The sequence below is a fragment of the uncultured Chitinophaga sp. genome, from assembly GCF_937898475.1.
Classification (GTDB): domain Bacteria; phylum Bacteroidota; class Bacteroidia; order Chitinophagales; family Chitinophagaceae; genus Chitinophaga.
This window is the reverse complement of the sequence record NZ_CALEJS010000015.1, coordinates 228245-254223: the sequence shown is the minus strand read 5'-3', so window position 1 is coordinate 254223 and position 25979 is coordinate 228245. Positions and strand designations below refer to the sequence as shown.

Here is a 25979-nt window from a genome sequence, read left to right as displayed (position 1 = left end):
GTTATGGACACAGGTATCCCGCTAATACACGGGAATAAAGGAAAACGATGAAATAATGAACTGGCCGCTTCCTTTGGCTACCAGGTAAAGGTCGTGGGTACCGATATTTTTCCCCATCCTGGCCGGGACCTTTAACGCATAGGTAGTATCACCTGTGTAAGGAATTTTGAGGGTGCCTATTACTTTGCCTTTGGGTTTATCTATTCTGAATTCTAATACTGGCTCGCTTTTCTGTGAATTGGTCACTTCTACCTGGAAGCCTATCTCCCCCATGCCCAGGTATACCTGTCCGAAGCCCAGGTAACTGCCTGCTTTCATCTGGAACTCTGTCTCATGCTTTACTTTGGGAGCTGCCGGGGTAGCGGGGGTGGTGGCTGGCGGGGTTGACGGCGCAGCTTCCTGACCCTGTACCAGCAATGGTATCAGGAAGATCAGTAAACATTGCAACAACATCAGCGTCAACCTCATAGGCATCATAGGATAGGCTTCAATTCGCTTAGGAATCGGACTGCCAGGGGCCAGTACCCGGCAATTATCCAGCCGGAAAAATAATAATAATTTTTATAATATTTTGACTTAACGTAAAAATAATTAAGTCGTTAGTCATTCGTTGTTAGTGATTAGTGATCAAACCAGGGGGTATAAACCCGGGCCACTTACGACTAACAACGAATGACTAACGACTAACGGTTAAAAGAAAAAATTATTATCTGATGAGGTTGACGGCGCCTTTTTTGAGCACCTCGGAACCATCTGCGAGTTTCAGCCGGATCACATAAATGTACACCCCAACTGGCTGGGCCTTACCCTTATGGGTACCATCCCATCCTGCACCGGAGGCGCTGGTTTCGAAGATCAGCTCTCCCCACTGGTTGAATATTTTCATGGACTGCCCGCTGATGATATTGCCTTCTGCCCTGAACTGGTCGTTCAGGCCGTCGTTATTGGGGGTGAAAGCATTGGGAATGAACAGGTCCTGGTTCAGCAGCTTTGCGTTGGCCTCTCCGGGTTCGCTATGCTGACAGGCCTGGCCGCCCAAAGCAATGACCCGTATGTTCACCCCTTGGGATAAGGGCAGGCCGGTTACCTGGTGACTGGTACCCAGGGCGCCTGAGCTGGGGGTGATGAAAGCGCCGCCGTTTACAGACACCTGGTAACCGGTGGCATCCGGTACGGCCTGCCAACTAAAGTTGACGCTGTTAGGCGTTACCTGGGTGGCGCTCACCACGGGTTGTGCCACCTGTTCCAGGCGGCTTACGGTTACGGGCACACGGTCGCTGCTGCAGGCGCCTGTGGAAGCCTCCAGGTAATAGGTGGCCCCGGTAGCAGCAGCAGGCACCGTATAGGTAACGCCGTTAGCGAGGGGATCTCCGCCGGTGGCGGCGGCGTACCAGCGATAGGTTTCCAGCAGGGAGGGCCGTTGTACCCGAAGGGTGGCGCTGCTGTCAACACAGGCGGTCACCGCATCTGCCACGGGTACGGGCGGAATAGCCGTAACCGTTACCTGCACCGTATCTGTTACCTGGCATCCCAGGGTGTCGGTAGCGCTGACGATGTAACTGGTGGTAGCGGCGGGTGTTACGGTAAAGCTGCTGCCGCTGCCATTGCCCGGCTGCCAGCTGTAATTGCTGACGGGGCCATTGGCGCTCACGTTCAGCGTGGCGGCACTACCGGTGCAAACAGCATCCTTATCTGCCGTGGCGGTAAGTACGGCGGCTGTTTTCCTCGGTACCACGCCATTGTATGTAGTGGCGCAGCCGTTAGCATCCAGGATGGTGCAGGCATAAGGGCCGGCCTTCAGGTTGGCGGCAGAATCCTGCAGCTGTACCGGTGAGCTGGTCCAGGTATAGTTTAACGGCGGCGTACCACCGGTGGCGGTAATGGCAATGCTGCCGTCGGCATTGTCGCAGGTAGCGGCAGTAACGCTGGCGGTTACGGTCACCGGTGCATAAACAATGCCCGAGAGGGCCAGTATCACCGCTCTTGAACTGACGCCGCTGCCGGATATATAACGGATGGAAACAGCATCCAGTGATTTGGGCTGATCACGGCAGGCAACAGAAATATCGTAGCGGTAAAAGCGCGGATTGTTACCGGAGAGACCATCTACCAGGTATGGCGGGGCCGCCTGACGAGCAATACGGCCTACACCGCCGTACACCGCATTGGCGCCGTTGAACCAATCCAGCACGGTTACCGAACCACCGGGCGCTGAAGTGCCGTCTGCAAAATGCAGGGTAAGGCCGATGGTGCTGTTACCTTCCGTAGAGAACAGCAGCAGGCTTAATTTGCTGTAGGCGGCAGGCGTAGTGAGCGCCAGCGTACCTGTTGCGGCGGTGTTGACAATAGTCCCGCCACTGGACAAATACAGGCCGTTGTTAACGTCATAGGGCGCCAGCTGGTAGGTACGGTTGCCGTTCACTATTGTGCCGTTATCCACTATACCGCCGGACAGGCCATTGGTAATGGCAAATGCCTGGGAGTACAGGAGGTAGAAGCTCAGGTCCAGCTCCGTACTGGTAACCGCAGTGGCGCTGGTACCGCTTTCCGCCACTACATCATTATTAAATCCTGTTACGGGAATTGGCGAATAGGTTTGTGCCAATAACTGCAGACGCCCCGCACAAAGGGCCAGTAAAAAAACGAGCGTAAAAACGTGTTTCATCCGTTTGTTTTATTATGGTTGATGATAAATGGTGATCAGCGGAGTAATACTACCCAGCCTGTGTATGGTTTATCTTTAGGCTTTGCCCTGACAACATAATAGTAGGTACCGCTGGGCGACAACTTACCGCGCCAGGTACCATCCCAGGGCCGTTCATAGCCAATACTCTCATAAACAGGCTGTCCCCAGCGGTTGAAGATCGTTACCTGGCAGCCCGGTATGCCGCGCAGGCCGTCTATCTCCCAGCGGTCGTTAATTCCATCCCCGTTAGGACTAAAGGCATTGGGTATACGCAGTACCTTGTCTGGCGCCACCATAAGCCAGGCCAGACTCGTGCTGTCGGCACAACCGATCTCATTCATCACCGTCAGTGTAACACGATAGCTGCCCGGCAGTGCATAGCGATGCTGCGGATCACGGGAAGCGTCTGTAAGGCCATCGCCAAAATCCCAGGCATAATGCAGGGCGTTCTGTGATTGGTTACTGAAACTGAAAAGCGCTTCGCTGTATTCCAGCGGCAGGTTAACGCCCGGCTGAACGGTGAAGACAGCCCGCGGCGAGGCCTGTACATTGATCAGCGCTGTTTGCTGCAGGGTATCAAAACATTGTTGCTGAGCGCCGGCTATCAGGGTAACCGTATAGCTGCCCGCTGTGGTGTAAGTATGAGCCGGATGCGCTTCGGATGACAGATCGCCATCGCCGAAGCGCCATAACCAGGTATCCGCCTGCTGCGACAGGTTGGTGAAGGCCACTGGAAAATCGGGGCAACCGGTCGTGCTGTCAACACTGAAGGCCGCTACAGGTAATGGAATGACATTTACCTGCTGTGGCGGAACATTCACCGTACATACACCATCCGTTACAGTTAGAGATACAGTGCCGCTCTGCCGGTATTGCACGCTGAAAGGACCAAAGCCATTGCCGCCCTGCGCGGCTCCCCCGCCCCAGTTCCAGGCGGTGGTTGCGTTATTACCTGCATTACCGGTGGCGGTGATGGTGATAAGGTCTCCGGCACAGGGTGTTGGATCACTGAGGTGGATGCTTATCACGGGCGGCTCGCTGACATTAACGGATTGGCTAACAAGTGCAGATACACAGGCGCTGTCTGTGATCTGCAACTGCAAAGTATAATCGCCTGCGGCATTGAATAAAATATTGTAAGGCCCGGAACCGCTGCCGCTTTGTACTGCTGCACCGGAGAAATTGTGCCAGTTAAATACAGCATTATCACCCGCACTGCCGGTGAAGGCGACCGTTTGCGGGGTACCCAGGCATACCTCCGCAGGCGTAACGGTAAAGGTGGCCAGGGGCAATGGCTTTACGGCAATGTCTACACTGTCTTTCAGTATGCAGCCAAAGACATCCTGTGTGCTGACTATATAGCGGGTGCTGAGCGCCGGTGTAACTGGTACGCTGGCGCCCGTGTCATTCGTTGGCTGCCAGGTATAGCCGTTAACGGTAGTACCGCTGGCGCTGACGCTCAGCGTGGCCGACTGGCCTTCACACAGCAGCGTATCACTGGCGCTGAGCGATAGCGTAACCGGTGATTGCTGCAGCACGGTTCCCTGGTAAGTGGTGCTGCATCCGTTGGCGTCTGTAATAGTACAGGTGTAATTACCGCCAGACAGGTTGGTGGCAACCGGTTGTGTTTGCACCGGTAAGGTGTTCCAGCTGTAAAACAAAGGCGCTGTACCTCCGCTGACGGTTAAGGCAATACTGCCGCTGCCACCGCCGCATACAGCATTGGTAATAACCGGCACTACGCTCAGCGGCGTATAGGCAACACCGGAGAGCGCCAGTATACATGCCCTGGTAGGGAACAAGGTACCGCTGCCAGAGAGGTAAGTGATGGTTACGGACTGCAGCAGCTTTGACTGGTTGGCACAGGCAATGGGTATATCAAAACGGTAAAACCGGGGATTATTGGTAGCCGCTCCATCTACGATATAAGGCGGAAAAGCTTTGCGTGTAATACGGCCAAAACCTGACACCACAGCGTTGCCGCCATCAAACCAGTCCTGTACATTCATATTACCGCCGGCTACGCTGGTGCCGTCCGTAAAATTCAGTGTAGCGCTTACCGTAGTAGCGCCTTCTGTAGAGAACAACAACAGGCTGATACGGCTGAAAGTGGCCGGGGTGGCCAGTGTAAGCGTACCTGCTGCAGCGGTATTGGCTACGGCACCGTTGGCGGAAAGGAACAAGCCATTGTCTGCATCGTAATCAGCCAGCTGGTAGCTGCGTGCGCCATTAACGATAAGGCCATTGTCTGGTAGTCCGCCGGCAATGCCATTAGTAGCTGCAAAAGCAGCTGTATACAGGATGTTGAAGCTGAGATCCAGGTCGGTAGAGGTCGCTGCAATTGTGCTGGTGCCTGACTCCGCAACAACATCATTGTTAAACCCTGTGACGGCAACAGGGGTGTACGTTTGTGCGCATAGCTCATGCAGGCCGGTGTATAACACCAGCAACAGGGCAATAAAAATGGTCTTCATCGGTTTACATCATCGTTTTCTTTCTGTGGGCGCCATGAAACACAAAGCAACGGGCATAGGGCACCGCATACTTTAATGGATCTATTTTGAATGCAGGGTCCAGTTTTTTTAAATACACCGGCAGCGTTTATTCGGGGGGGTAAGGAAAAATTTTTTTTATTACAGTACGAATTGGATCAGAAATTCCGTTCTACCCGGGGCAACAGTGGTAAGGGAAAGTTCAAAGCCATGATGGTGCAGTATTTCCCTGATCAGGGTAAGGCCAATTCCCTGGCCGTTCTTTTTAGTACTGAAAAAGGGGCTGAAAAGCTGGGCGGCGGCTTTGCTGCTGATGCCTTTTCCTGAATCAGCAATGACCAGCTGCTTTTCGCGTATACGGGTAATGAATTCAATGTGGCCTTTGTACTCAATGGCTTCCATGGCATTCTTCACAATGTTGATGAGCACCTGCTCCATCTGCTCCTGGTCTGCATGGATATGGAAGGGCCCTTCTTCCAGCTGGTATTCAAAGCTGATCTCTTTTTCCCCCGCTTTCATTTCCATCAGGCGGGCTACATTGTTCACCAGCTGATGCAGATCAATTTCTTTCCGCAGCGGTTCCGGCAACCGTACCACATCGGCAAAGTTGCGCATGAAATGATTCAGGTTGTGATTACGCTCAACGGCTACACGCAGTGCATGCTGCAGCATGTTTCCATTTTGCCCGTTCTGCAGGCTTTCAGCGCTCAGCGCAGATTGCAGGATGGAGTTCACCGGGCCAATGGTATTATTTACTTCATGCGCCATCATACGGATCACTTTACCGTAGGCTTTCTTTTCTGCCGCCAGTATTTCGGCGGTGAGTTCTTCTATCAATATAAATTCGCGGGGAAAACCGCGGTCAATAAACTGCGATTTCTGCAGGCGGTAAGTGAGGGCATTGTTGTAAGTGACCGTGAGGGAACCGCCCCGGGGCAACTGCCTGGCGTTTGTAAGCATATCGGTTCCTTTCATTTCCATGAGCTGGCTGGCTTTGGGGTTTACCTGCGCCACGTTGCCGTCATGATCCAGGATGATGATGCCTGTGGGCGAGGTATTCACCAGTTTTTCCAGGAAGAGGTGCTGTTCCTGCTGCCGGGTGCGTTCCTGCCGCAGCTCATCGATCATCCGGTTGTATACATCTATCAGGGCATCCATTTCGTATTTGCCGGTGTGCACCAGCTTCACGTTAAAGTCGCGGTCTTTGATGGCCTCCGTGCCCATTACCAGCAATTTCAAGGGGCCTACCAGCTGCTGATACAGGCGCCAGGATATGAACACCGACAGGAGGATGATCAGCTCTGCCACAATGAACAGTATCTTATTTTCCTTGAACACAAACCACGAAAGCACCAGCGCAAGCAGGTGCAGTACTGAAAGGAAGAGGATGTACTTAGTCCGAAGTTTCATCGTAGGGGATATTATACTTCTCCAGGCGGCGGTACAGTGAGCTGCGGGTTAAACCCAGCGCGCTGGCCGCTTTCGAGATCCTGTTCTTATGAAAGTCCATGGCTTTGCGGATCATCATTACCTCAATCTCATCCAGGGTAATGGCCCCTACATCCGGCAGCTGGATACTGCCTTTCCTGGCGGTAGACAGCTCCAGCTGGGAGCGGAAATCATCTACATCGAGGCTGTCTTTCCGGGTGATCAGTACCGCGCGTTCTACCAGGTTCTTTAACTGGCGGATGTTGCCGGGCCACGGCAGTTCCTGCAGCCAGCGCAACGCTTTTGGTGTTACGGTCAGCGCGGGGCGGTTATAGATCTCTTTCAGGTTGCCGATAAAGAAGTTGACCAGCAAAGGAATATCGCCGGGCCTTTCTCTTAACGCCGGTAGATGAATGCTGATCAGGTTGATCCGGTAGAACAGGTCTTCCCGGAAAGCGCCCTCTCCTACCATCCTGCCCAGGTCTTTGTTGGTACCGCAGATCACCCGGGTGTCTACCACGCGGGTACGGCTGCTGCCCAGCACTTCGTAGGTGCGGTCCTGTAATACGCGCAGCAGTTTTACCTGGCTGCTCAGATCCAGGTCGCCAATTTCGTCCAGGAAGATGGTGCCTTTATGCGCCAGTTCAAAACGCCCTACGCGGTCGGTACGCGCATCGGTGAAGGCGCCGCGCACATGGCCAAACATTTCGCTTTCAAACAGCGTGGTGGAAATACCGCCCAGGTTCACCTTGACGAATGTTTTGCTGCGGCGCACGCTGTTCTGGTGAATGGCTTCGGCCACCAGCTCTTTACCGGTGCCGCTTTCGCCGGTGATCAGTACGGGCGCATCTGTTGGCGCTACCCGGCCAATGGTTTCCAGCAGCTGCAGCATATGCGGATCTGCCGTAATAATGGAACGGAAATCATAGCGGCTGTCCAGCTCTTTGCGGGTATGGTGCTGCGCTGTTTTTTCGCGCAGCTGCAGCAGGGTTTGTACGGATTGCAGGAGATAACTGTTATCCCAGGGTTTGTTGATAAAATCACTGGCGCCCAGTTTCATCCCCTGTACGGCCAGGGCAATGGTGCCCCAGCCGGTGATGAGGATAACCGGCACTTCGCTATCCAGGGCCCTGATCTGTTTGAGCAATGCTATTCCTTCTTCCCCGCTTGTTTCAATGGAGAAATTAAGGTCCAGTATGATCAGGGATATCTGCTGTGTGCGGATAATGTCCAGCGCTTCCTGCTGGCTGGCCGCAGCCAGGGTTTTATAGCCCGCATCGTTAAACAACAGCATCAGCGAAGTCCTGACGGCAATATCATCATCAATTACCAAAATCATAAGTAAAAGCAAGTTACATTTTTTCCGCTACAGCGTACCTAGTCTTCATGCAGCGCTACTGCAGGGTACACCGCCGCTGCCTGCCGCCCGGGATAGAAAGCGCAGATCAGCACCAGGAGGTATATAAATAACACAGACAATACGATGGCCGCCACATACACCATTGCAGGCAAATCAAATACATTCAGCAAAGGAAATTGAACGGCAAAGAAAACGCCCGCGATCACAGAGAAGGTAGACAGGATCAGCGCTTCCGTTATCAGCTGCAGGGACACCGAACGGCCGGTTGCCCCTACTGCCCTTCTCAGGCCAATCTCAGCACGGCGCTTATTGATGTTGTACCACAGCACGCCAAAGAGGCCCAGCGCCACGTTAATGATCAGGAAACCCGCCACGATGGAAAGTATGATCATCGGCATCAGCGACATATTATTCATACTCCCGCGTTTGTCTGTAAGATGTTCTATCTCCACATTGGCGGTTTTCAAGGCAGTGGAAATGGTTTTATACAGCCGGCCTTCAAAAGCAAGGTTGGCATCCGGCGTAACACGTACCAGCATTTTCTCCATGCCGCCCAGGCTCGCTGTATCGGTGCGGTTGTAAACAGCTCTCCCCGCTACGGTATAGTCACCTTTCATTTTGACATCCTGCACCACACCAATGACCCTTGATTGCTTATCGTCTCCATATTGCCTGCCTGTTGCAGGCTCATTACCAAACAGCTCTTCCCGCAGGGTAGCATTAATGACCACCGGCTTTACCGGGGCCACTGCATCCTGTTTGTTAAACCAGCGTCCTTCCAGCAGTTTCAGATCCAACACGCGCTGATAGTTATCGTCCACATTATACCAGTTGATATTGCTGATCATTCTGCCTTTATGACCCACGCCGTTCATAATTGTAGCAGAAGCAAAAGGTACATTGCTGGTGGTAAAACTGACCTCCCTTACCTGCGGTAATGCCTTTACGGTTCGCTGCAGCGCCTCGTAGAACAGCCAGATAGAATCTTTGTTGTCTGTCTTAAGCGGATTGCTGTAATTGACTACCCATACATTTTCATAGTCCATACCAACAGGCTTCCGGTAGTTCCCGTAGTAGTAAACGGAGATCGTCATTACGGCAAAAACTACCAGGAAGGAAACAAACATCTCCGTCATCAGCAGGAAGTTCTGCTTCTTTTTATTCCACATCAGTTTAAATAAATGCCTGAACATAGTTTTCTTGGATTAATTGATGAATGATCATGAAGCCTTCAACGCGTTTATTACCTGCATGCGGGACATGCGCCAGGCAGGGTATGCACCGGATAATAGTCCGAATACCAGGCAGGCCAGCAGGGTAACCAGCAGTACATTGAAGTTAAGCGACAAATGCAGGTCATTGAGCAGGTTGGCCCGGTTGATCAGCTGCAGGGCGATCAATGAGAGCACTACACTGACCAAACCACTTATCAGGGTAAGGATCAGGTTCTCAATAATGAACTGCCCCGCCAGCACTTTTGAAGAGGCGCCAAAGGCTTTACGCACCCCAATTTCGGAAGAGCGTTCCATAATGCGGGTGACGTTGATATTCACCAGGTTCATAGCCGGCAGCAGCATCACCAGCAGCACAAAGATGGTGACGACCGTAGACACGATCCTCATACCTGATTTTTTCTCATTTCCCGAGCGTAAGTATGCATTCAGATAACTATCAGCATGCGTATAAATATGTGTGTACTGGTTGTTGGTCATCGGCAGCCGGGCAGCCATTTGTTCATACTCTGCTTTCATGGCAGGCACATCTGCGCGGGTGGGAGCTTCCAGTACGCAGATAAAATTGCCGCGGTAATCCTTGCTGGACGCAATATCTGTTTTGGCTACCGTATAGGGCAGGAACAGATCGCCGGAGAACAGGTAGTTGGAAGGCGGTACAGACTTCATAATACCACATACCCGGTAGCGTACCGCATCTGCTTCAATGTACTGCCCCACAACGGAGGGCGCATTCCCAAAGTACTCCTTCCTCAGGCGCTCTGATATTACGGCTACCCGTTCGCCGTTTGCCAGCTGTTGCGCCGTAAAAGGCTTCCCTTCCAGGAAATCGTGATCCAGCACCTCCCAGTAGGCCGCGTCCGTATACTTGTAATTGATGCTGATCTTCTTATTGTTAACATAGGTATTGGTACCCTGCGGCCTGGAAGAAATAGCGATCCTGGCAGGCCTTTTCAGGGTTTTGACATAGCGGTTCAGGTAGTAAAAAGACAAAGCGCCGCTGTTCATCGATTGGGGGCCGCTCTCTTCGAACTTGGTGATGTACAGCAGGCGGCTCCTGTTCCTGTCGGGATAGGTGTCGTTCACCACCTTATCTATAAAAGCAGCGAGCACTACCAGGATGGTGATGGTAAAGCTGATAATGAAGATGCTGATAAAGGTGAAGAACTTTCTTCTTTTCAGCACGGCAATAGCGATCTTAAAATAATTGACGAGCATAATCTGTATATGTTGAAACGGATGAAAGGGTCTTATTGTACCTGGCTGCCATCGAACAGGCGCACCAGGCGGTGTGTTTTCCTGGCCATCTGCTCATCATGCGTTACCATTACAATGGTAGTGCCTTCTGTTCTGTTCAGGTGCAGCAGGATGTCCATTACTTCATTGCCCATGACGCTGTCCAGGTTACCGGTGGGCTCATCTGCCAGGATGATTTCCGGGCGGCCGGCGATAGCGCGCGCGATGGCCACCCTTTGTTTTTGTCCGCCGGAGAGCTGCTTAGGAAAATGTTTCAGGCGGTTGCTCAGTCCAACCTTCTGCAAAGCTTCGGTGGCCAGCTGCTTTCTTTCCTTTGCAGCGCCTTTGCGGTAGATCAGCGGCAGCTCTACATTGTCTACCACTCTCAGGTCATTGATCAGGTGATAGCTCTGGAAAATGAAGCCGATCTTCCTGTTCCTGAATTCCGCCAGCTTTGCATCCGGCAGATGCTCCAGCTTTGTGCCGGCTATCTTTACCGCTCCCCTGGTAGGCGCATCCAGCAGGCCCATAAGATTGAGCATGGTGCTTTTGCCGCATCCGGAAGGCCCCATGATGGAAAGGAACTCTCCTTTTTCTACCTGCAGGGAGATATTATGCAGCGCCAGTGTTTCTACCGTATCCGTACGGTATACTTTTTCTATGTTCTGTAGATGGATCATATAACGGGTTTAATTGTTAAAGGATGTATATGCCTGCTGATAACTGATCTTTTCATTCTTTTCGAAATCGTACAGCGATAAATAACGCAGCTGGTACCAGGCGCTCCAGGAATCACGCAGCGCGGCAATGTAATCGCGCTTGGCCTGGTCTTTCTCCTGGAAGGCGATGCTCAGGTCTGTGATACCGAAATTACCCAAGATATATCTTTCCTCGGCGATGCGGTATTTCTCGGTGGCGATGCTGTCTGCATTCGCCGTGAGCTGCAGCTGGTCTTTCATCATATCAAACAGCGTGACCTGCGTTACGATCTCCTGGGCAAACACCTGTTTGTCCTGCTCCACGGCATACTCCGTAAACTCCAGGTTTGCCTGCGCGGTTTTGGTGCGGGATCTTGATCTTCCCCAATCCAGGATAGGAATGGCAAAAGTGATCTGTACTTCCTGCTGATCTTGTGGCGACTGGTAAGATTTGGCTATTGTAGTAGCGCTTTTGGAGAAGCCCAGCTGTGCTGTTAAGGTAGCATTGAGCCCGTTATCTCCTTTGGCTTTGGCAACATCCCGCCTGGCTTCTGCCATGCGCCGTGCAAAAGCAATGGCATCACTGCGGTTCTGGTACGCTTCCGTCAGCACCTTTTCAGCGGGCGCGTGTACATTGGTCTTTAAGCCCGGCAGCAGGAGCGTGATGGGCGCTTGCTGCTGCAGCCCGATGTAGGAACGCAGGTTCAGCCCGGCTATTTCCATGTCGCGCCTTGCAATGCCGGCGGCCTTTTCAGACTTCAGCTGTTCCAGCTGCAGCTGCAGTATCTCGTTGCGGGAGATCTTGCCCAGCGCATATTTTTCATTCGCAATGCGGAGGATGTTCTTCGTATTGCGCAAATTGGTTTCTGCTATCTGCAGGTTCACCTGCGCCAGCAGCAGGTCAAAGAAATAGCCGCAGGCGGTAATGGCCACACTTTCCATGGCTTCAATATAAGCCTGAGTGCTTTCCTTGTATTTCAGGGGCTCGATCCGCCGGTCCCATTTCAGCTGGTTGAACTGGAACAGGGGCTGCGTATAGCCAATACCAAAAGGCACGTTGTTATACAAGGTGTTCTTACGGTCAAAATCATCAAAGCGCTGCAGCTGGGTGGTGCCGAATACGGTGCCTCCTGTTCCTGCTATGCTTTGGCTGAAAGACAAATTAAGGGAGGAATTGTTATTGTGAATGGATTGAAAGAGAATAGTGCCATCCGGCTGCTGCACTTCGGTAAATGTTTTATTGTAGCCGGGCAGTATACCGTTCAGCGCCAGCTGCGGTTGATAATTGGAACGATAGGTACGGTACTCCCAGTATTTTGTTTTACGGGTGGTTAATGCCTGTTTGGCGGCGATGGAAAAAGCTTTCGCCATGTCTACCACCTGCTCCAGGCCAAGCCTGATCGTATCTGCGGCAGGTTGTGCCTGTACCGCGCAACAGGCTCCAATATAAAAAATGGTCAATAGCAATATGCGGTTCATAGCGTTTAGTTGTTGATGGTGAGGCCACGGGCATGCTTGAAGGCGCTCATGTCGGAAATGATCACCTGCTCTCCCGGCTGTACATTATCCATGAGCTCCACATAATCGAAATTGCTGAGGCCTATACGAACTTTCCGCCGCTCAGCCTTCCCGTTGCGCACCACGAAGATATCCTGCTGATCAGCGCCTTTAAAGGCAGCGCCGTTGGTAACCCTGAGTGCGTTCTTCTTAGCGGCGGTTACCAGGAAAACATCCACTTTCATGTTGGGGCGCAGCCGTTTGTTATCGCCTTCATTCAGCTGTATGGCAAAGGTGATGATGCCATTTTGTACGGCGGGCTGTATGTTCACCACCGTTCCCCTTATCGCGGCATCATTGATCTTTACAATAGCCGGCATGCCGTTACGCAGCTGGTCCAGGTACTGGTCTGCAATACTGCCCTGCACTTTGAAGCTGCGCAGGTCTGCTATCCTGGCCAGGGGGTCGCCTTCGTGTATGCTTTCGCCGATGTTCCGGTTCACCCAGGTGATCACGCCTTCGCGGCTGGCGGCGATATTGGCCAGCTGCAGCTTGCGGCCCAGTTCGCGCAGGTTGCTTTCTTCAATGGAGGCGGCTATCGCTGCTTCCTTCATTTCGATCTGCATGGTTTGCTGCTTGCTCCTGATCTCGTTCTCCAGCTGTTGTTTTTCCAGGCGCGCCACTTCCAGTTCCAGCGCTGCCTGTTCAATATCTTCGCGGGTACCGCCACCGGCGCGGAATAAACGCTTGGCATTTTCCACTTCTGCTTCCATGCTGTTAATGCGGAGTTGTTTTACGTCGTTGCTGGACTTGATATCGTAGAAACTCTTTTCCAGTTCGAGGCGCAGCTTTTTGATGTAGTTACGTTTAGATTCCAGCTGGAACTGCAGTTTCTCATATTCGTTGGCGGATGCGGTCTTATCCAGCAGGAGGATGGGCTGGCCTGCTTTGATGCTGCTGCCCGCTTCCATCATCACCTCCCGGATAGAGGCATTGATCGGGCTGGTGATCACCTCTTCAAATTCGGGCTGTACTTCGCCGGAGGCATTGATCGTGTTCTCAATATCTCCTCTTTCCACTACGGCGGTGATGATCTCTGATTGGCTGAGCGAAGGCGATAGTACGGCGCGCAGCCAGATCACTACCGCGATGATCAGCAACAGGGATAGGGATAAGGTCCAGACCAGTTTTTTCTTTCTTTGCAGCCGAACCTCTGTTTCAATTACTTTGTCCATGAAAACATTTTAGCTCCCTACTCTTTCCAAGCCGGATGCCAAACATAATTTATTCAGAATGAGGGTTTTATAAAAATTGCGTTGCGGAAAAATGTCCGGTTCCGGACAGTTTGTCTGGAAACGGGCGGGTTCGTGAAAGTGATGATATCTTTAACTTTTAATGATGCATTTGTTAAAGCAGGCGGGCGCTCCTATATTTGTCCGCACCGGTAATACACAAGGGACTATGTACGGGAATAAAATAACCACGATAGTACTGCTGGCGGCCATCGGCGCTTTTTTATTCATTCCTTTCCTGGGCCGTGTACACCTGTTTGACTGGGATGAGATCAATTTTGCCGAATGCGCCCGGGAGATGATCCTGCTCGACGACTATTCCCGCATCTATATAAATTTCAAGCCTTTCCTGGAAAAGCCGCCCATGTTCTTTTGGATGCAGGTAGTGACCATGCAGCTGTTTGGCTTTACGGAGTTTGCCGCCCGCTTTCCCAATGCCATCTGCGGCATCTTTACTTTGGTGGCTTTATACCTTTGCGGCAGGCGGGTATATGATCACAGATTCGGTTTACTTTGGGCCCTGGCCTATGCGGGATCCCTGTTCCCGAATATGTATTTCAAATCGGGACTGATAGATCCCTGGTTTAACCTGTTCACCTTTCTTTCGCTGTATTTTTTCATCCTCTACCACTGGAAACGGAATGGCTATGATAAAGAGGGCCTGCAGCATAAGCCTTTGTATTATGCAGTGTGGGCGGGTGTTTTTATGGGGCTGGCCATACTGACCAAAGGGCCGGTGGCGCTGATGATCTTCCTGCTGGTGCTGGGCGTATACCTGGTGTACAACCGGTTCAGGATCTGTTTTGGCTGGGGACATGCGCTGCTGTTCCTGCTGGTGGCCGTTCTCCTCACCTTCTCCTGGTATGGTTATGAAACGATTAAGAACGGTCCCTGGTTCATTAACGGGTTCCTGGCATACCAGTACCGCCTCTTCACCACGCATGATGCGGGTCAGCAAGGGTTTCCCGGTTATCATTTTATAGTGATACTGATCGGATGTTTTCCCGCATCTGTGTTTGCGATACCGGCCTTCTCCAGGTTACGGTCCGGCAGCCGGTATGACCGCGACTTTAAGCGCTGGATGGTGATTCTGTGCTGGGTGGTCATCATCCTGTTCACCATCGTGCAATCAAGGATCATTCACTATTCTTCTATGGCCTGGTTCCCGGTTACCTTCCTGGCTGCCTACACGTTTTACAAGTGGGAGCGCAGGGAAATGCCCTATAAAAAATACGTGGCCGTTCTTGCTGCAGTGCTGGGGATCATCATAGGCACAGTGTTGTTGTCCGTAACCATTATTGCCATGAACATTAAAAAGCTGGCGCCTTATGTAGCAGATCCCTTTGCACAGGGTAATATGATGGCAGATGTACACTGGAGCGGTTTTGAAGGCGTGCCGGGCATACTGATGCTGACAGCCGTAGCAGCTGTACTGGTACTGCTGAAGCGACAGGCTTATAACAAAGCCTTTTGGACCATCTTTGGCAGTACGGCCATTGTAATATTCCTGGCAGCTATACTGATCGTGCCCAAAGTGGAACGTTACTCACAGGGTGCGGCCATTGATTTCCTGAAAGAAAGACAGGGGGAGGATTGTTATGTTAATACACTGGGCTACTGGAGCTATGCGCCCTTCTTCTATGCGCGGAAACAAAAACCTGTTAATGCCAGATCTTATGATGAGCAATGGCTGTTAAGCGGCAATATAGATAAACCGGCTTATTTTATTACGAAAGTGGATCGTGTGGACCATTATACAAAGCAGCATCCTGAGCTGAAAGAGCTTTACCGGAAGAATGGGTTTGTCTTTCTGCTCAGAAATCCCCGCTAACAGGTAAGGTCTGTTTGCTTACACGGCCGTTCTGTCAGGTGGAGGCGCCGTTCTGTTATCTTACATCGATGTTCTTCGATCTGTCAGGTTCGTTCTGTTAGCTGACAACGCCGTTCCGTTATCTTACATCAATGTTCTTCGATCTGTCAGCTCCGTTCTGTTAGCTGACAACGCCGTTCTGTCAGGTGGAGCGTCCATTCTGTTGTCTTACATCGCTGTTCTGTTGTCTGCAAGGCCCGTTCTGTTATCTTACATCGCCGTGCTGTTATCTGCATCAAAGTAACTCCTTATTTATCCAGCAGCCAGAACAATAAGATGGTCAGTTCATTACCCAATGATGACCGGAGGATGCGGAGGGCTTTACGCATGTGTTGTTCCACGGTATTTACGGAGATGTTGAGACGTTCCGCCACTTCTTTATTGGAGAGCTGGTTTTCGCGGCTTAGCAGGAAGACGGCGCGGCATTGGGTAGGCAGTTCCCGGATCTTGTTCTGCAGGAAAGTTTCCAGCTCTTTTACTTCCAGCAGGCCGTAATTTTCACGGGGGCCGGCAGGCAATACCTGCATAAAGGCCTGCTCTCTTTTCAGCTGGGCCAGCTGCTGCCGGTGGAAGTTATACACGCGGTTGCGCAGCGCAATGAACAGGTAGTTGTCCAGCTGCGTATCTTCTTTCAACGCAGGCAATTGCCTGTACAGGGAAATGAAGATATCCTGTACCAGCTCCTGTGACGCTTCCAGCTGACCTGTCTTCTTATGAGCAAGGTTCACCAGGCGGATAAAATAGCGCTCATAGATAGTATCAAACGCTTTTTCATCACCTTGCCTGAATAATGCTATTAGCGCAGTATCGGTATATTGAGCGTAGTGTTTGATATCAAAGCAGTTTGTCCAAATTTAATAATTAAATTCTTCAGGTTATAGCGTATATTTTTTTGGAGAGCGTAACGGTAAACGGCAGAAATGGTGTTTATATAATTAGTTTGAGGTTTGAACGAACCTCATACCTCCAACTTTAAATGTCAAACTTTAATAATGGACCCTCAACACCTGTTAACACTTTTAGAGAAATATAACGCAGGGCAATGCACGCAGGAAGAGCTTGCATTGCTGGACAGCTGGTACGAAAGCCTGGGCAGGGAACGGCCCGACCATATCATTGCACCCGACAGCGAGGCTGCTGCCCTTCTCACCCACCAGCAACTGCAGGCGTTGAGGGCGCAGCTGCAGAGCGCCACACACCAGATACCTGTACGGAGTACCAGGAGCGGCCTTTTGCAGAAAGCCATCCGTACTGCGGCAGTGCTTACAGGTATGGCCTTGCTCTGCGGCGCCGTGTATTACGGCTTACAGTGGCGCGACAGGAAGAAGGTGCATCCGGCAGCGGTGCAAACCCTCGCCGGACTGGATTACAGCCGTTATATTACATTGCCCGATGGCAGTAAGGTGGTGCTCCATGCAGGCAGTCACCTGGAATATCCCCGTACATTCAGTGGAAACGTAAGAGAAGTAACACTATCCGGCGAAGCCTATTTTGATATCCGGCAAAACAGCAGCAGCCGTTTTGTGATCAATACGGGCCGCGTGAAAACCACGGTACTGGGTACGGCCTTTAACATAAAGGCCTATCCCGGTTCCAACGAGATCGTAGTATCCGTTACCAAAGGCAAGGTGAAAGTGGAAGATGGTCCCAACATGCTGGCGGTGCTGAACCCCGATCAGCAGATCGTTTATAACACGGAGGCCGCTACCCTTGCACAGCGCCAGGTGCATGCCCTCGAAGAGATCAGCTGGACCAGGAACGACATGGTATTTGAGTCCGTTCCCTTTGAAACCATTGCCGCCACTATCAGCAAAAGATACCACGTAAACATACACTTTAACAATGAAGCGCTGAAACAGTGCCTGGTGCGCGCCTCCTTCAGCGGTACCGAATCACTGGAAGAAGTGCTCAACGTACTATGCACCGTCAGGAACGCCACCTATACCATTGAAGATGAAGCGCGCGTCATCATTGATGGAAAGGGCTGTTCCACAGCTGAACCATGAAAACCATATTACTCATCAAACCTTAACGACGACGCCTATGGCCTAGCTGATCCGTCAACCAGATCGTAGAATTACCTGAACCGCTTTTCCGCAACCTGTTATTTAAATGCCTCCACGGGGGCTATGGGAAAGCTTTTGCCAAAATCTGAAAAAACTACTCACGTTATGCGCATGTACTTAAACCGTAATGTTTTTACCATGATGAAAACCAGCACCCTCCTGTTGCTAGGCATGCTGTTACTGCCTCCCCTTTTATGGGCAAAGAACAGCGAAGCACAAAACATGTCTACCAAAAAGATCACCCTAATGCTCCGTAAAGAAAGCCTGCGTGGGGCATTAGACAAAGTAGAACAACTTTCCGGCTTCCGCATTGCTTTTCCGCCGGAGCAGGTACGCCGTTACCGCAACATCAGTCTTGAAAAAGGCACCCGCAGCGTAAAGGAAACACTGGAACTGCTGCTGCAGCATACACCGCTGCACTTTAAACAGCAGGATAATATCATCATTATTTACCAGCAGCAGGAAGAACAAAGCCAGGTGGCCGATACAACCGTTCCACGCGCCTTACCGGGCGCCTCCGTACCGGAACGCACCATTATCGGATCGGTTATCGAGCAGCGCACCAACGAACCTTTGCCCGGTGTAACCGTACAGGTGAAAGGCACCAGCCGCGGTACCACCACACAGGCAGACGGCACCTTCAGTATCGTGGTGCCCGGCGGTTCGCCCGTACTTACCTTCTCGTATGTAGGTTTTGAAACAAAGGAAGTGGAAACCGGCGTTACCAACTCCGTGAACGTAGAACTGAGTCCTGCCAACATCGGGCTGAAAGATGTGGTGATCGTTGCCTACGGCGAGCAGAAAAAAGCAACGGTAACGGGCGCCATCTCTTCTGTTACCACGAAAGAGCTGGTGCAAAGCCCGGTGTCTAATCTTACCAATGCCCTGGCCGGACGGCTGCCAGGGCTCATTACCACACAACGCAGCGGAGAGCCGGGCGTTGACGGCAGCACCCTCTACATCCGCGGTGTAGCCACGCTGAATAACGCCACGCCCATTGTAATGGTGGATGGTGTAGAAAGATCCATGGATTATGTAGACCCGAACGATGTGGAAAGCGTAACCATCCTGAAAGATGCCGCCGCTACCGCCGTACTGGGTATGCGCGGGGCCAACGGCGCTATCCTCGTCACCACCAAACGCGGAAAGGCGGGCACCCCGCAGGTGAGTTTCCGCGCCTCCACCGGTATACAGGAGCCTACCCGCATACCGCCTTACCTGGGCTCTTATGATTACGCCAGCCTGCTGAATGAGGCCATGCGCAACGATGGACAACAGGAACCTTTTACTCCCGAACAGCTGGAAGGCTATAAGAACGGTACGCTGCCCAATACAGATTATTACAAGTTCCTTATGCAGCCTTCGCATGTAGCCAACGCCAACCTGAACGTAAGCGGCGGTGGCAATGTGGCGCGGTACTTCATCTCTGCCGGCTACAATATTGCAGAAGGCAACTATAAACATACCGATGAAAACAAGGATGGCTATAATGCCAACAACGTGATGAAACGCTACAGCCTGCGCGCCAATGTGGATGTGGACATCTCTCCTACGCTCACTGCACGCCTGGATCTGGCAGGGATACTTACAGACCGTACCGATGGCAACAACAGCGCCTCCGGCGTAATGCAGCTGGCCAACCGTATGCCGCCTGTTTATCCTATCTTCAACCCGGATGGTTCCATGTGGGGCACCGGCACCTATACCAGCAACATCTTTGGCGAGCTGTCGCAGAAAGGCTACCGCCGCTGGTATAACAACACGGTACAGGGCACCTTTGCACTGACCCGCAAGCTGGACTTCATCACCAAAAACCTCAGTGCCAAAGCATCTTTCTCATACGATAACAGTAACCGCCCCAACGCCACCTATACACGCAGCTATGCCGTTTACCAGCAATTATTTGATGCCGACGGCAATCCGGCAGGTTATAAAACGATCGGACAGGATACCAAGATAGACCCTAACGGCGGCTTTGGCGGGGGCGACGCCATTCGCAATACCTATTTTGAGACCACCTTGAACTGGAACCGCCAGTTCCGTGATCATGAGGCCAGCGCCATCCTGCTCTGGAACCGCCGCCTGCAGGAGTTTAATTCACAGATACCCTATGCCTATCAATCCATCCTGTTAAGAGGCTCTTATAACTATAAGCTCAAATACCTGCTGGAGTTCAGCGCTTCCTACCAGGGATCGGAAAACTTCCCGAAAGAAAGCCGCTATGGTTTCTTTCCTTCCGTTTCTGCAGGCTGGGTATTATCTGAAGAACCCTTCTTCAGGAACAACGTAAAAGTGGTGAATTTCCTGAAGCTCCGCGGCTCTTATGGCGAAGTAGGCAACGACCGTTCCAGCTCCTCACAATTCCCGCCGGCGTCTGAACGCTTTCTCTGGTTCACTTCCTGGGCCGGGGCCACACAGTATTATTTCGGCACCAACCCTGCACAGGCCAATGGCTGGGCGCAGGGCGCCATCGGCAACCCCAACGTCACCTGGGAACGCGGCCGCCAGGTGAACATCGGCCTGGAAACACGTTTATGGAACGATAAACTGGGGCTTACCGTAGATGCATTCCAGCAACGGAGAAGCAAGATACTCATCCCACGCAGAACACTGTCTGATGTATTCGGGCAGGATATCAAAGCGCAGAACATCGGCATTGTAGATAATAAGGGCATCGAAATAGAACTGACCCATCAGCATACCATTGGCCAGGTTAGCTACAGCGTGAAGCCCAACATCACCTATGCACGCAACAAGATCGTGTACCAGGATGAAGTGCCGCAGCCCTATCCCTGGATGAAGCGTACCGGTCACCCGGTAGGCACCAAGTTCGGGCTGATCGCCGAAGGCTTCTTCCGCGACCAGGCCGATATTGATAATCATCCCTGGCAGAATTTTTCCAGCAGCTATAAACCGGGCGACATCCGTTACCGTAAACTAACCGGTAAGGAATATGACTATATACAACCGGTATACGATGAAACCGCCATCGGTTATTCACGTACGCCGGAGATCATGTACGGCGCGTCTTTCGGCGTTTCCTGGAAAGGCATTGACATCTCCGCATTGATACAGGGCGCCGCACATACCGATGTCGCCCTGAATGGCGAAGCCGCCTATGAGTTCTTCCAGGGCGGCAAAGTAAAGCCCATACACCTGGGCCGCTGGACGCCGGAAACCGCTTCCACCGCCACATACCCGCTGCTGCACGCCACCACCAATGCCAACAACCACCGCCTTTCCACCTTCTGGATCCGGAGCGCCGACTATACCCGTCTCAAAAATGCCGAAATAGGTTATCAGCTCCCCAAACGCTGGGTAAAAAGAATGGGCCTCACCTATTTTCGTGTATACGTGAACGGGCAGAACCTGTACACCTGGGATAAGCTGAGCGATTTTGGCCTGGATCCCGAAGTGAACGACGGCAGGGGTGATATGTATCCCATTCAACGTATCTGGAACTTCGGTATTGACGTAAGATTCTAACATTAAAAGACATTGCGAGATGAAAAGAACACTGATCATACATATCCTTGCTTTTACGCTGATAGCCGCGTTACCGGGCTGCAGAAAGGACTTCCTGGACAGGGCCGCTACCACCCAGCAACAGGACAGCGATATCTTTACCAACTTTACCATGACAGACCAGGTGGTGAATAACCTCTACTCCCGCATACGCGGACCATACACCTACCTGGGCGGTTACTCCATGAGTTCCGCCTGCGATGAAGCCAAAGACGCCTCCAGCTGGATGGCCTCCCAAACTTTCAACAACGGCTCCTGGAACGGTACCACCATCGGCAATACCTGGCGCGAGAATTACGTGGCCATCCGCCAGGCCAACACCATCCTGGAAAACATCGTGAAGTATAAAACACCCGATGATCCCAATAACCCCGGCACACTGGAGAACCGCATCGGCGAAGTATACTTCCTGCGTGCCTGGTACCTTTCAGAGCTCATCAAACAGTTTGGCGGTGTGATCATCGTTACACAGAGCATTGAGCAAACAGACCAGGCGGCGCTGAACCGCTCCCGTAACAGCTACGATTCCTGCGTAGCGCAGATTGTAGCTGATTGTGAAGAAGCGTTCAAACGCCTGCCTTACTCCTACCCCAACACGCAGGTGGGCCGTGTAACCAAAGGCGCCTGCCTGGCGCTGAAGGCACGGACATTGCTATACGCAGCAAGCCCCTTATGGGCCATCGCCGGTAAAACGGGTTTCCAGGGAGACATCAGCAGCAACGCCAGCGCCACCGATCCTGAAAAATGGCGCCAGGCTGCAGCGGCGGCCAAAGCAGTGATAGACCTGAACAATAACGGCGCACCGGTATACCGCCTGGAACCTAACCTGGCCGCCAGGAAACAGATGTTCATTGCCACCACCCTGCAAAGCACTGAAGTGATCTTTGAACGGATGCGCGAAACAGACCAGGCCATGGACCGTTACCTCTTTCCCTTTGGCAATAGCGGATGGTCGGGTTGTGCCCCTACCCAGAACCTGGTGGATGATTATGAAACGGACAGCGGCTATCCCATCGATGATCCCGCTTCCGGTTATGATGAGACCCGTCCTTATGAGCACCGCGACCCACGTTTTTACCAGGACATTCTTTACAACGACGCCAGCTTTAAAGGACGTAAAATTGAAACTTTTGCCGGCGGCAAAGATGCGCTCAGTACTGACGTGGATCATACCCGTACCGGTTACTTTGCCCGTAAACTGTTTGATGAGACCATTACACCGGGGCAGTCCTCCTCTGTAAGACAGGTGCATGGTATCATCTTCCGCCTGGCAGAATTTTACCTGAGCTATGCAGAAGCGCTGAATGAATATGACCCCGGTAATGCGGCCATTGCCGCAGCGGTGAATGCCATCCGTCAGCGGGCGGGCATGCCTGACCTGCCTGCAGGGCTTACACAGGAGCAGATGCGGCAGCGCATCCGGAATGAACGGCGCATAGAACTGGCGTTTGAAAACCATCGCTTCTGGGACGTACGGCGCTGGAAGATCGCGGAGCATACAGAGAAAGCGATCTGGGGCCTGCAGGCTATCAAGGATGATACCGCACCCGGGGGCTTCCGTTATGAGCGGTTTAAAGTGGAAGAACGGCCGTGGAGGAATGCGATGTATGTAATACCCATTACGGTAGATGAGACATTAAGGAACCCGAACCTGGTGCAGAACCAGGGTTGGTAAGAACGGCCTGGCATTCATTGTTTGTTGACCGGCACAAGGTGGTGGTTGGAGCGGGGGATTAGGGGTTGAAGCCCCTACCTCCCGCAACAACATAAATTGCACCAACTAATGCGCTGAAACCCGTATCGCCGTTCTCCCCGTATACAGTGCCAATCCCGTCAGCAAGCCGCCAATGATACCTGACAACAATATCACCACCGGGCCCGGAACAAACAACAATACACCTATCTTATCAAGAACATGACCGCCTAAGGTGTAATGAAAATAAAGACTGGCCCCTGCCCATACCACCAGGCCTGCCAGGAAGCCGGTAACAAATGCAGACACCTTCCATTTCCAGATGGCAGTGGCGGCGCCAAACAGGCCTACCCCTATCACAAAACTCCACCAGGGAATACGGTCCGTTATCCTGATCAATAAGATCAGGGGGATCAGGCAAAGGAATGCTTTTATATTATCGCGGGTGCTTATTTTCATACTACCTGTTGTTTAGTTTCCATGCGCCGGATGCCTGTTGCTTTGCTTCCTTTAGCGACATAAAAAAGTTCAGTGTATAATATTTGCCTTTATTCCAGTCGTCCACAAAACTATCATAATAGCGGCTTCCCGGATTACCGGATTGCCCGCCGGGATAGATACCATACGCCCGCGGACGATCACCCAGCTCCACGATCATCCTCCAGGAAGGGCCCCAGTTAGCGGATATGGCATTCAGCGCCTCCTGCTGCCCCGCTACCGGAAGGCCCATTTTACTGAATGCACGCAGGTTGGTAAGATGCAACAGGTTCACCTTGTGGAAATCGCTCCATCGCTCCCTGCCCTCTTTGCGCGACTGTTCATTCTCTGCAAAAGCGGTAATAAAGGCATTTGTAATGATCTCGGCAGCATCTTCCCGTTGCGGGGTATGCTGCCGGTCAAAATAAGCGTTATGGGTATCCTGTTGTATCAGGTTCAGCAGCACCTCGTCTTCCGGCGATTTAATGAAGAAGCGATAGTTCCTGAGCTCATCCCAGGTATCATTCTTCACATTGCGCCACCACAGGTTATAGAGCCGCGCAATCTTGTTATCATAGTCGTAACTGCCGTTCCACTGTTTGAAAGCGGCCAGGGTTTGTTGCTGGGCCTTGCTAAGCGCGGCAGGTTTTACATTGGCCAGCAGCACCGGTAATGCCATAACGGTAAATGCATTGACATTATCCAGCTGCATGGCCTTCATCGCATCAACATCCACCTGTTGCTTTGCCGACAGCAATTGTTCTATACGGCTGGCCCGCGTTTCATTATAGTAACCATTGTAGTAGTAAGCATAGTTGCTATAGGTGGGACGCTGGTTGGCAGACTGCACATAATTGCATGCAGGGTTCAGCAATTGAGGCAAACTATCAGCCGGTACGTATTGTGTATACAGGTGTGCACTGGTAGTGCCATCCAGGATAAACTTTCCCTGGCCCGGCCATTTCAGCGGCATACTACCCTGGTGATGAATGGCGATGTTATTGTCTTTACCTGCAAAGGTGAAATTCTGCAGGGGACAATGATAATGCCAGATGGCGGCTTTATACTCCCGGTAATTCCGCGCCTTGTTCAATTGAATAAAAGTGAGGAATTCATTGGAGGGGCGATGCAGCTCCCACCGCAGCGCCATATCTGCCATATCCGGGTCTTTACCGGGAAAACTTTTGTTAAATACAATGGGACCATGCAGCGTGCTGTAAACCGTATCGTAAAAAACAGGCTGGCCTTTGCGTTGAATGGTTTCTCTTCTTACTTCAAGGGGCAACCATTTGCCATCCAGCTCATATTGCCGGTAGTCCGGGCTGATCTTCAGCTTATACCAGTCCTTTACATCATCGGCGCCATTGGTAATGCCCCAGGCAATATTTTCATTGAACCCGATGATGATGGCCGGTGTACCGGGTATGGTTACACCGTATACATTTACCCCGGGAGCGTTGAGCTGCATTTCCATCCATACATTCGGTAAGGATAAATTCAGGTGCGGATCATTTGCCAGTATGGGAAACCCGGAGGCAGTCATTTTACCTGAAACGGCCCAGCTGTTGCTTCCCAACCTGGGGTTCCAGGCACTTTCTGCAATAACGGAGTTGGCAGAGAGGAAAGCATAGTTCAGGTAGCCGGGTATTTTAGCATACTGTGCGGCCGCCGTTGCAGCCGGCCTGTCAGTATTCATCACCGGGTGAGCGTCCGGGTAATATTCCGGGAACAGCTGGTTAAAACGTTCTTCGCCCAGCGCAAGGATCATTTTAGACATAAAGAGATCTTCCTCATAGCCTGTCATCCTGCTGGCCATACTTTTCAGGATCAGCGTACTTTTCAGGTTGGTCCAGAGTTCGGGCTGATAGCCCAGCAATTTGTATTCCAGCGGCATGTTGCGGTAATCCAGCTGCTGTATGTAGGCATTCACGCCCCTGGTATAGGCATTCAATGCTGCACTGGTTTCTCGGTCTGCCATGATCAGTTTCAGCGAACGTTGTGCGGCGTCCATAATGCCCAGGCGGCGCTGGTTACGGTCGTAGTCCAGGAATTCTTTCTTTGCAAAGATCTCCGACAGCCGCCCGGCCGCTGCATAGCTGCCAAAATCCATCTGCCATAAACGGAAAAAAGCAGTGACATAGCCCTGCGCAAAATAAAGATCGGTGGTATGCTGCGCATAGATGTGCGGCACTTTCCGCTCATCGAAAAAAACCTGTACAGGGGCTTCCAGCTCCCGCGCGGGAATTGTCAGCTCCTTTGCCTGCAGCGGGCGGTCGTCTTCATTTTGTATCGCGCCTATAAACGGGTCCAGCAGTTTGCCCAGGGGCGGCAATATAAACAGCTGTTGTGATAATGCGCATACCAGGATGGCAAGCGCTGCGAGGGGAAACAAAAAACCAATATTGATCCGCTTCATAAGAATGTTGC

The 25979-nt window shown here is 51.9% G+C and carries 17 protein-coding genes; 4 read left to right on the top strand and 13 right to left on the bottom strand.

Going from position 1 to position 25979, the window contains the following annotated elements; all coding sequences use genetic code 11:
- Positions 1 to 21: 21 nt before the first annotated feature.
- From Q0577_RS07945 to Q0577_RS07900, 10 genes are all read right to left on the bottom strand, one after another.
- Positions 22 to 468: a carbohydrate-binding protein gene (locus Q0577_RS07945; protein WP_298734560.1), complete on the bottom strand. Its 447-nt coding sequence runs from the start codon at positions 466 to 468 to the stop codon at positions 22 to 24.
- Between the two features lie 238 nt (positions 469 to 706).
- A complete protein-coding gene (locus Q0577_RS07940) occupies positions 707 to 2665 on the bottom strand; it encodes a gliding motility-associated C-terminal domain-containing protein (RefSeq protein ID WP_298734557.1) in 1959 nt (652 codons plus the stop codon).
- A gap of 35 nt (positions 2666 to 2700) precedes the next feature.
- Positions 2701 to 5160, bottom strand: coding sequence for a PKD domain-containing protein (locus Q0577_RS07935; RefSeq protein ID WP_298734554.1), 2460 nt, complete (start codon positions 5158 to 5160; stop codon positions 2701 to 2703).
- A gap of 159 nt (positions 5161 to 5319) precedes the next feature.
- Positions 5320 to 6588 carry an ATP-binding protein gene (locus tag Q0577_RS07930; protein WP_298734551.1) on the bottom strand — a complete coding sequence of 423 codons (1269 nt, stop codon included), beginning with the start codon at positions 6586 to 6588 and terminating at the stop codon, positions 5320 to 5322.
- Complete coding sequence (locus Q0577_RS07925; protein WP_298734548.1) at positions 6572 to 7945, bottom strand: sigma-54 dependent transcriptional regulator; 1374 nt, start codon at positions 7943 to 7945, stop codon at positions 6572 to 6574. The genes Q0577_RS07930 and Q0577_RS07925 overlap by 17 nt, the downstream gene beginning before the upstream one ends.
- A 38-nt stretch (positions 7946 to 7983) precedes the next feature.
- On the bottom strand, positions 7984 to 9159 hold the full coding sequence (locus tag Q0577_RS07920) for an FtsX-like permease family protein (RefSeq protein ID WP_298734546.1): 1176 nt from the start codon (positions 9157 to 9159) through the stop codon (positions 7984 to 7986).
- Positions 9160 to 9186: 27 nt separating this feature from the next.
- Complete coding sequence (locus tag Q0577_RS07915; protein WP_298734544.1) at positions 9187 to 10416, bottom strand: ABC transporter permease; 1230 nt, start codon at positions 10414 to 10416, stop codon at positions 9187 to 9189.
- Positions 10417 to 10448: 32 nt separating this feature from the next.
- A complete protein-coding gene (locus tag Q0577_RS07910) occupies positions 10449 to 11114 on the bottom strand; it encodes an ABC transporter ATP-binding protein (RefSeq protein WP_298734542.1) in 666 nt (221 codons plus the stop codon).
- Positions 11115 to 11123: 9 nt separating this feature from the next.
- Entirely contained in the window at positions 11124 to 12611 is a 1488-nt protein-coding gene (locus Q0577_RS07905) for a TolC family protein (protein ID WP_298734540.1), read from the bottom strand.
- A gap of 5 nt (positions 12612 to 12616) precedes the next feature.
- Complete coding sequence (locus Q0577_RS07900) at positions 12617 to 13864, bottom strand: HlyD family efflux transporter periplasmic adaptor subunit (RefSeq protein ID WP_298734538.1); 1248 nt, start codon at positions 13862 to 13864, stop codon at positions 12617 to 12619.
- A 160-nt stretch (positions 13865 to 14024) separates the two neighbouring features.
- Here Q0577_RS07900 and Q0577_RS07895 point away from each other — a divergent pair, with 160 nt between their 5' ends.
- Positions 14025 to 15752, top strand: a complete 1728-nt coding sequence (locus Q0577_RS07895) for a glycosyltransferase family 39 protein (RefSeq protein WP_298734535.1) — start codon at positions 14025 to 14027, stop codon at positions 15750 to 15752.
- Between the two features lie 287 nt (positions 15753 to 16039).
- Here Q0577_RS07895 and Q0577_RS07890 read toward each other — a convergent pair whose 3' ends face one another.
- Positions 16040 to 16588: an RNA polymerase sigma-70 factor gene (locus Q0577_RS07890; protein ID WP_298735485.1), complete on the bottom strand. Its 549-nt coding sequence runs from the start codon at positions 16586 to 16588 to the stop codon at positions 16040 to 16042.
- Positions 16589 to 16783: 195 nt separating this feature from the next.
- On the opposite strand from Q0577_RS07890, the gene Q0577_RS07885 reads away from it, so the two are divergent.
- The 3 genes from Q0577_RS07885 to Q0577_RS07875 all read left to right on the top strand — a co-directional run bounded on the left by Q0577_RS07885 (position 16784) and on the right by Q0577_RS07875 (position 23057).
- A complete protein-coding gene (locus tag Q0577_RS07885) occupies positions 16784 to 17797 on the top strand; it encodes a FecR family protein (RefSeq protein WP_298734533.1) in 1014 nt (337 codons plus the stop codon).
- A 165-nt stretch (positions 17798 to 17962) separates the two neighbouring features.
- A complete protein-coding gene (locus Q0577_RS07880; RefSeq protein WP_298734531.1) occupies positions 17963 to 21343 on the top strand; it encodes a TonB-dependent receptor in 3381 nt (1126 codons plus the stop codon).
- A gap of 19 nt (positions 21344 to 21362) precedes the next feature.
- Positions 21363 to 23057: a RagB/SusD family nutrient uptake outer membrane protein gene (locus Q0577_RS07875; protein WP_298734528.1), complete on the top strand. Its 1695-nt coding sequence runs from the start codon at positions 21363 to 21365 to the stop codon at positions 23055 to 23057.
- 105 nt (positions 23058 to 23162) lie between these two features.
- Here the strand turns inward: Q0577_RS07875 and Q0577_RS07870 are convergent, their stop codons facing one another.
- Positions 23163 to 23534: a hypothetical protein gene (locus Q0577_RS07870; RefSeq protein WP_298734525.1), complete on the bottom strand. Its 372-nt coding sequence runs from the start codon at positions 23532 to 23534 to the stop codon at positions 23163 to 23165.
- A gap of 1 nt (position 23535) precedes the next feature.
- A complete protein-coding gene (locus Q0577_RS07865; RefSeq protein WP_298734523.1) occupies positions 23536 to 25968 on the bottom strand; it encodes a penicillin acylase family protein in 2433 nt (810 codons plus the stop codon).
- Between the last annotated feature and the right edge of the window lie 11 nt (positions 25969 to 25979).

Excerpts from the sequence above, each read along its gene's own strand:
- Q0577_RS07880 (WP_298734531.1), top strand. The coding sequence starts at position 17,963 with ATGCGCATGTACTTAAACCGTAATGTTTTTACCATGATGAAAACCAGC.
- Q0577_RS07930 (WP_298734551.1), bottom strand. The coding sequence starts at position 6,588 with ATGAAACTTCGGACTAAGTACATCCTCTTCCTTTCAGTACTGCACCTG.
- Q0577_RS07895 (WP_298734535.1), top strand. The coding sequence starts at position 14,025 with ATGATGCATTTGTTAAAGCAGGCGGGCGCTCCTATATTTGTCCGCACC.
- Q0577_RS07875 (WP_298734528.1), top strand. The coding sequence starts at position 21,363 with ATGAAAAGAACACTGATCATACATATCCTTGCTTTTACGCTGATAGCC.
- Q0577_RS07870 (WP_298734525.1), bottom strand. The coding sequence starts at position 23,534 with ATGAAAATAAGCACCCGCGATAATATAAAAGCATTCCTTTGCCTGATC.
- Q0577_RS07905 (WP_298734540.1), bottom strand. The coding sequence starts at position 12,611 with ATGAACCGCATATTGCTATTGACCATTTTTTATATTGGAGCCTGTTGC.
- Q0577_RS07865 (WP_298734523.1), bottom strand. The coding sequence starts at position 25,968 with ATGAAGCGGATCAATATTGGTTTTTTGTTTCCCCTCGCAGCGCTTGCC.
- Q0577_RS07925 (WP_298734548.1), bottom strand. The coding sequence starts at position 7,945 with ATGATTTTGGTAATTGATGATGATATTGCCGTCAGGACTTCGCTGATG.
- Q0577_RS07885 (WP_298734533.1), top strand. The coding sequence starts at position 16,784 with ATGGACCCTCAACACCTGTTAACACTTTTAGAGAAATATAACGCAGGG.
- Q0577_RS07935 (WP_298734554.1), bottom strand. The coding sequence starts at position 5,160 with ATGAAGACCATTTTTATTGCCCTGTTGCTGGTGTTATACACCGGCCTG.
- Q0577_RS07940 (WP_298734557.1), bottom strand. The coding sequence starts at position 2,665 with ATGAAACACGTTTTTACGCTCGTTTTTTTACTGGCCCTTTGTGCGGGG.
- Q0577_RS07945 (WP_298734560.1), bottom strand. The coding sequence starts at position 468 with ATGAGGTTGACGCTGATGTTGTTGCAATGTTTACTGATCTTCCTGATA.
- Q0577_RS07915 (WP_298734544.1), bottom strand. The coding sequence starts at position 10,416 with ATGCTCGTCAATTATTTTAAGATCGCTATTGCCGTGCTGAAAAGAAGA.
- Q0577_RS07910 (WP_298734542.1), bottom strand. The coding sequence starts at position 11,114 with ATGATCCATCTACAGAACATAGAAAAAGTATACCGTACGGATACGGTA.
- Q0577_RS07920 (WP_298734546.1), bottom strand. The coding sequence starts at position 9,159 with ATGTTCAGGCATTTATTTAAACTGATGTGGAATAAAAAGAAGCAGAAC.
- Q0577_RS07900 (WP_298734538.1), bottom strand. The coding sequence starts at position 13,864 with ATGGACAAAGTAATTGAAACAGAGGTTCGGCTGCAAAGAAAGAAAAAA.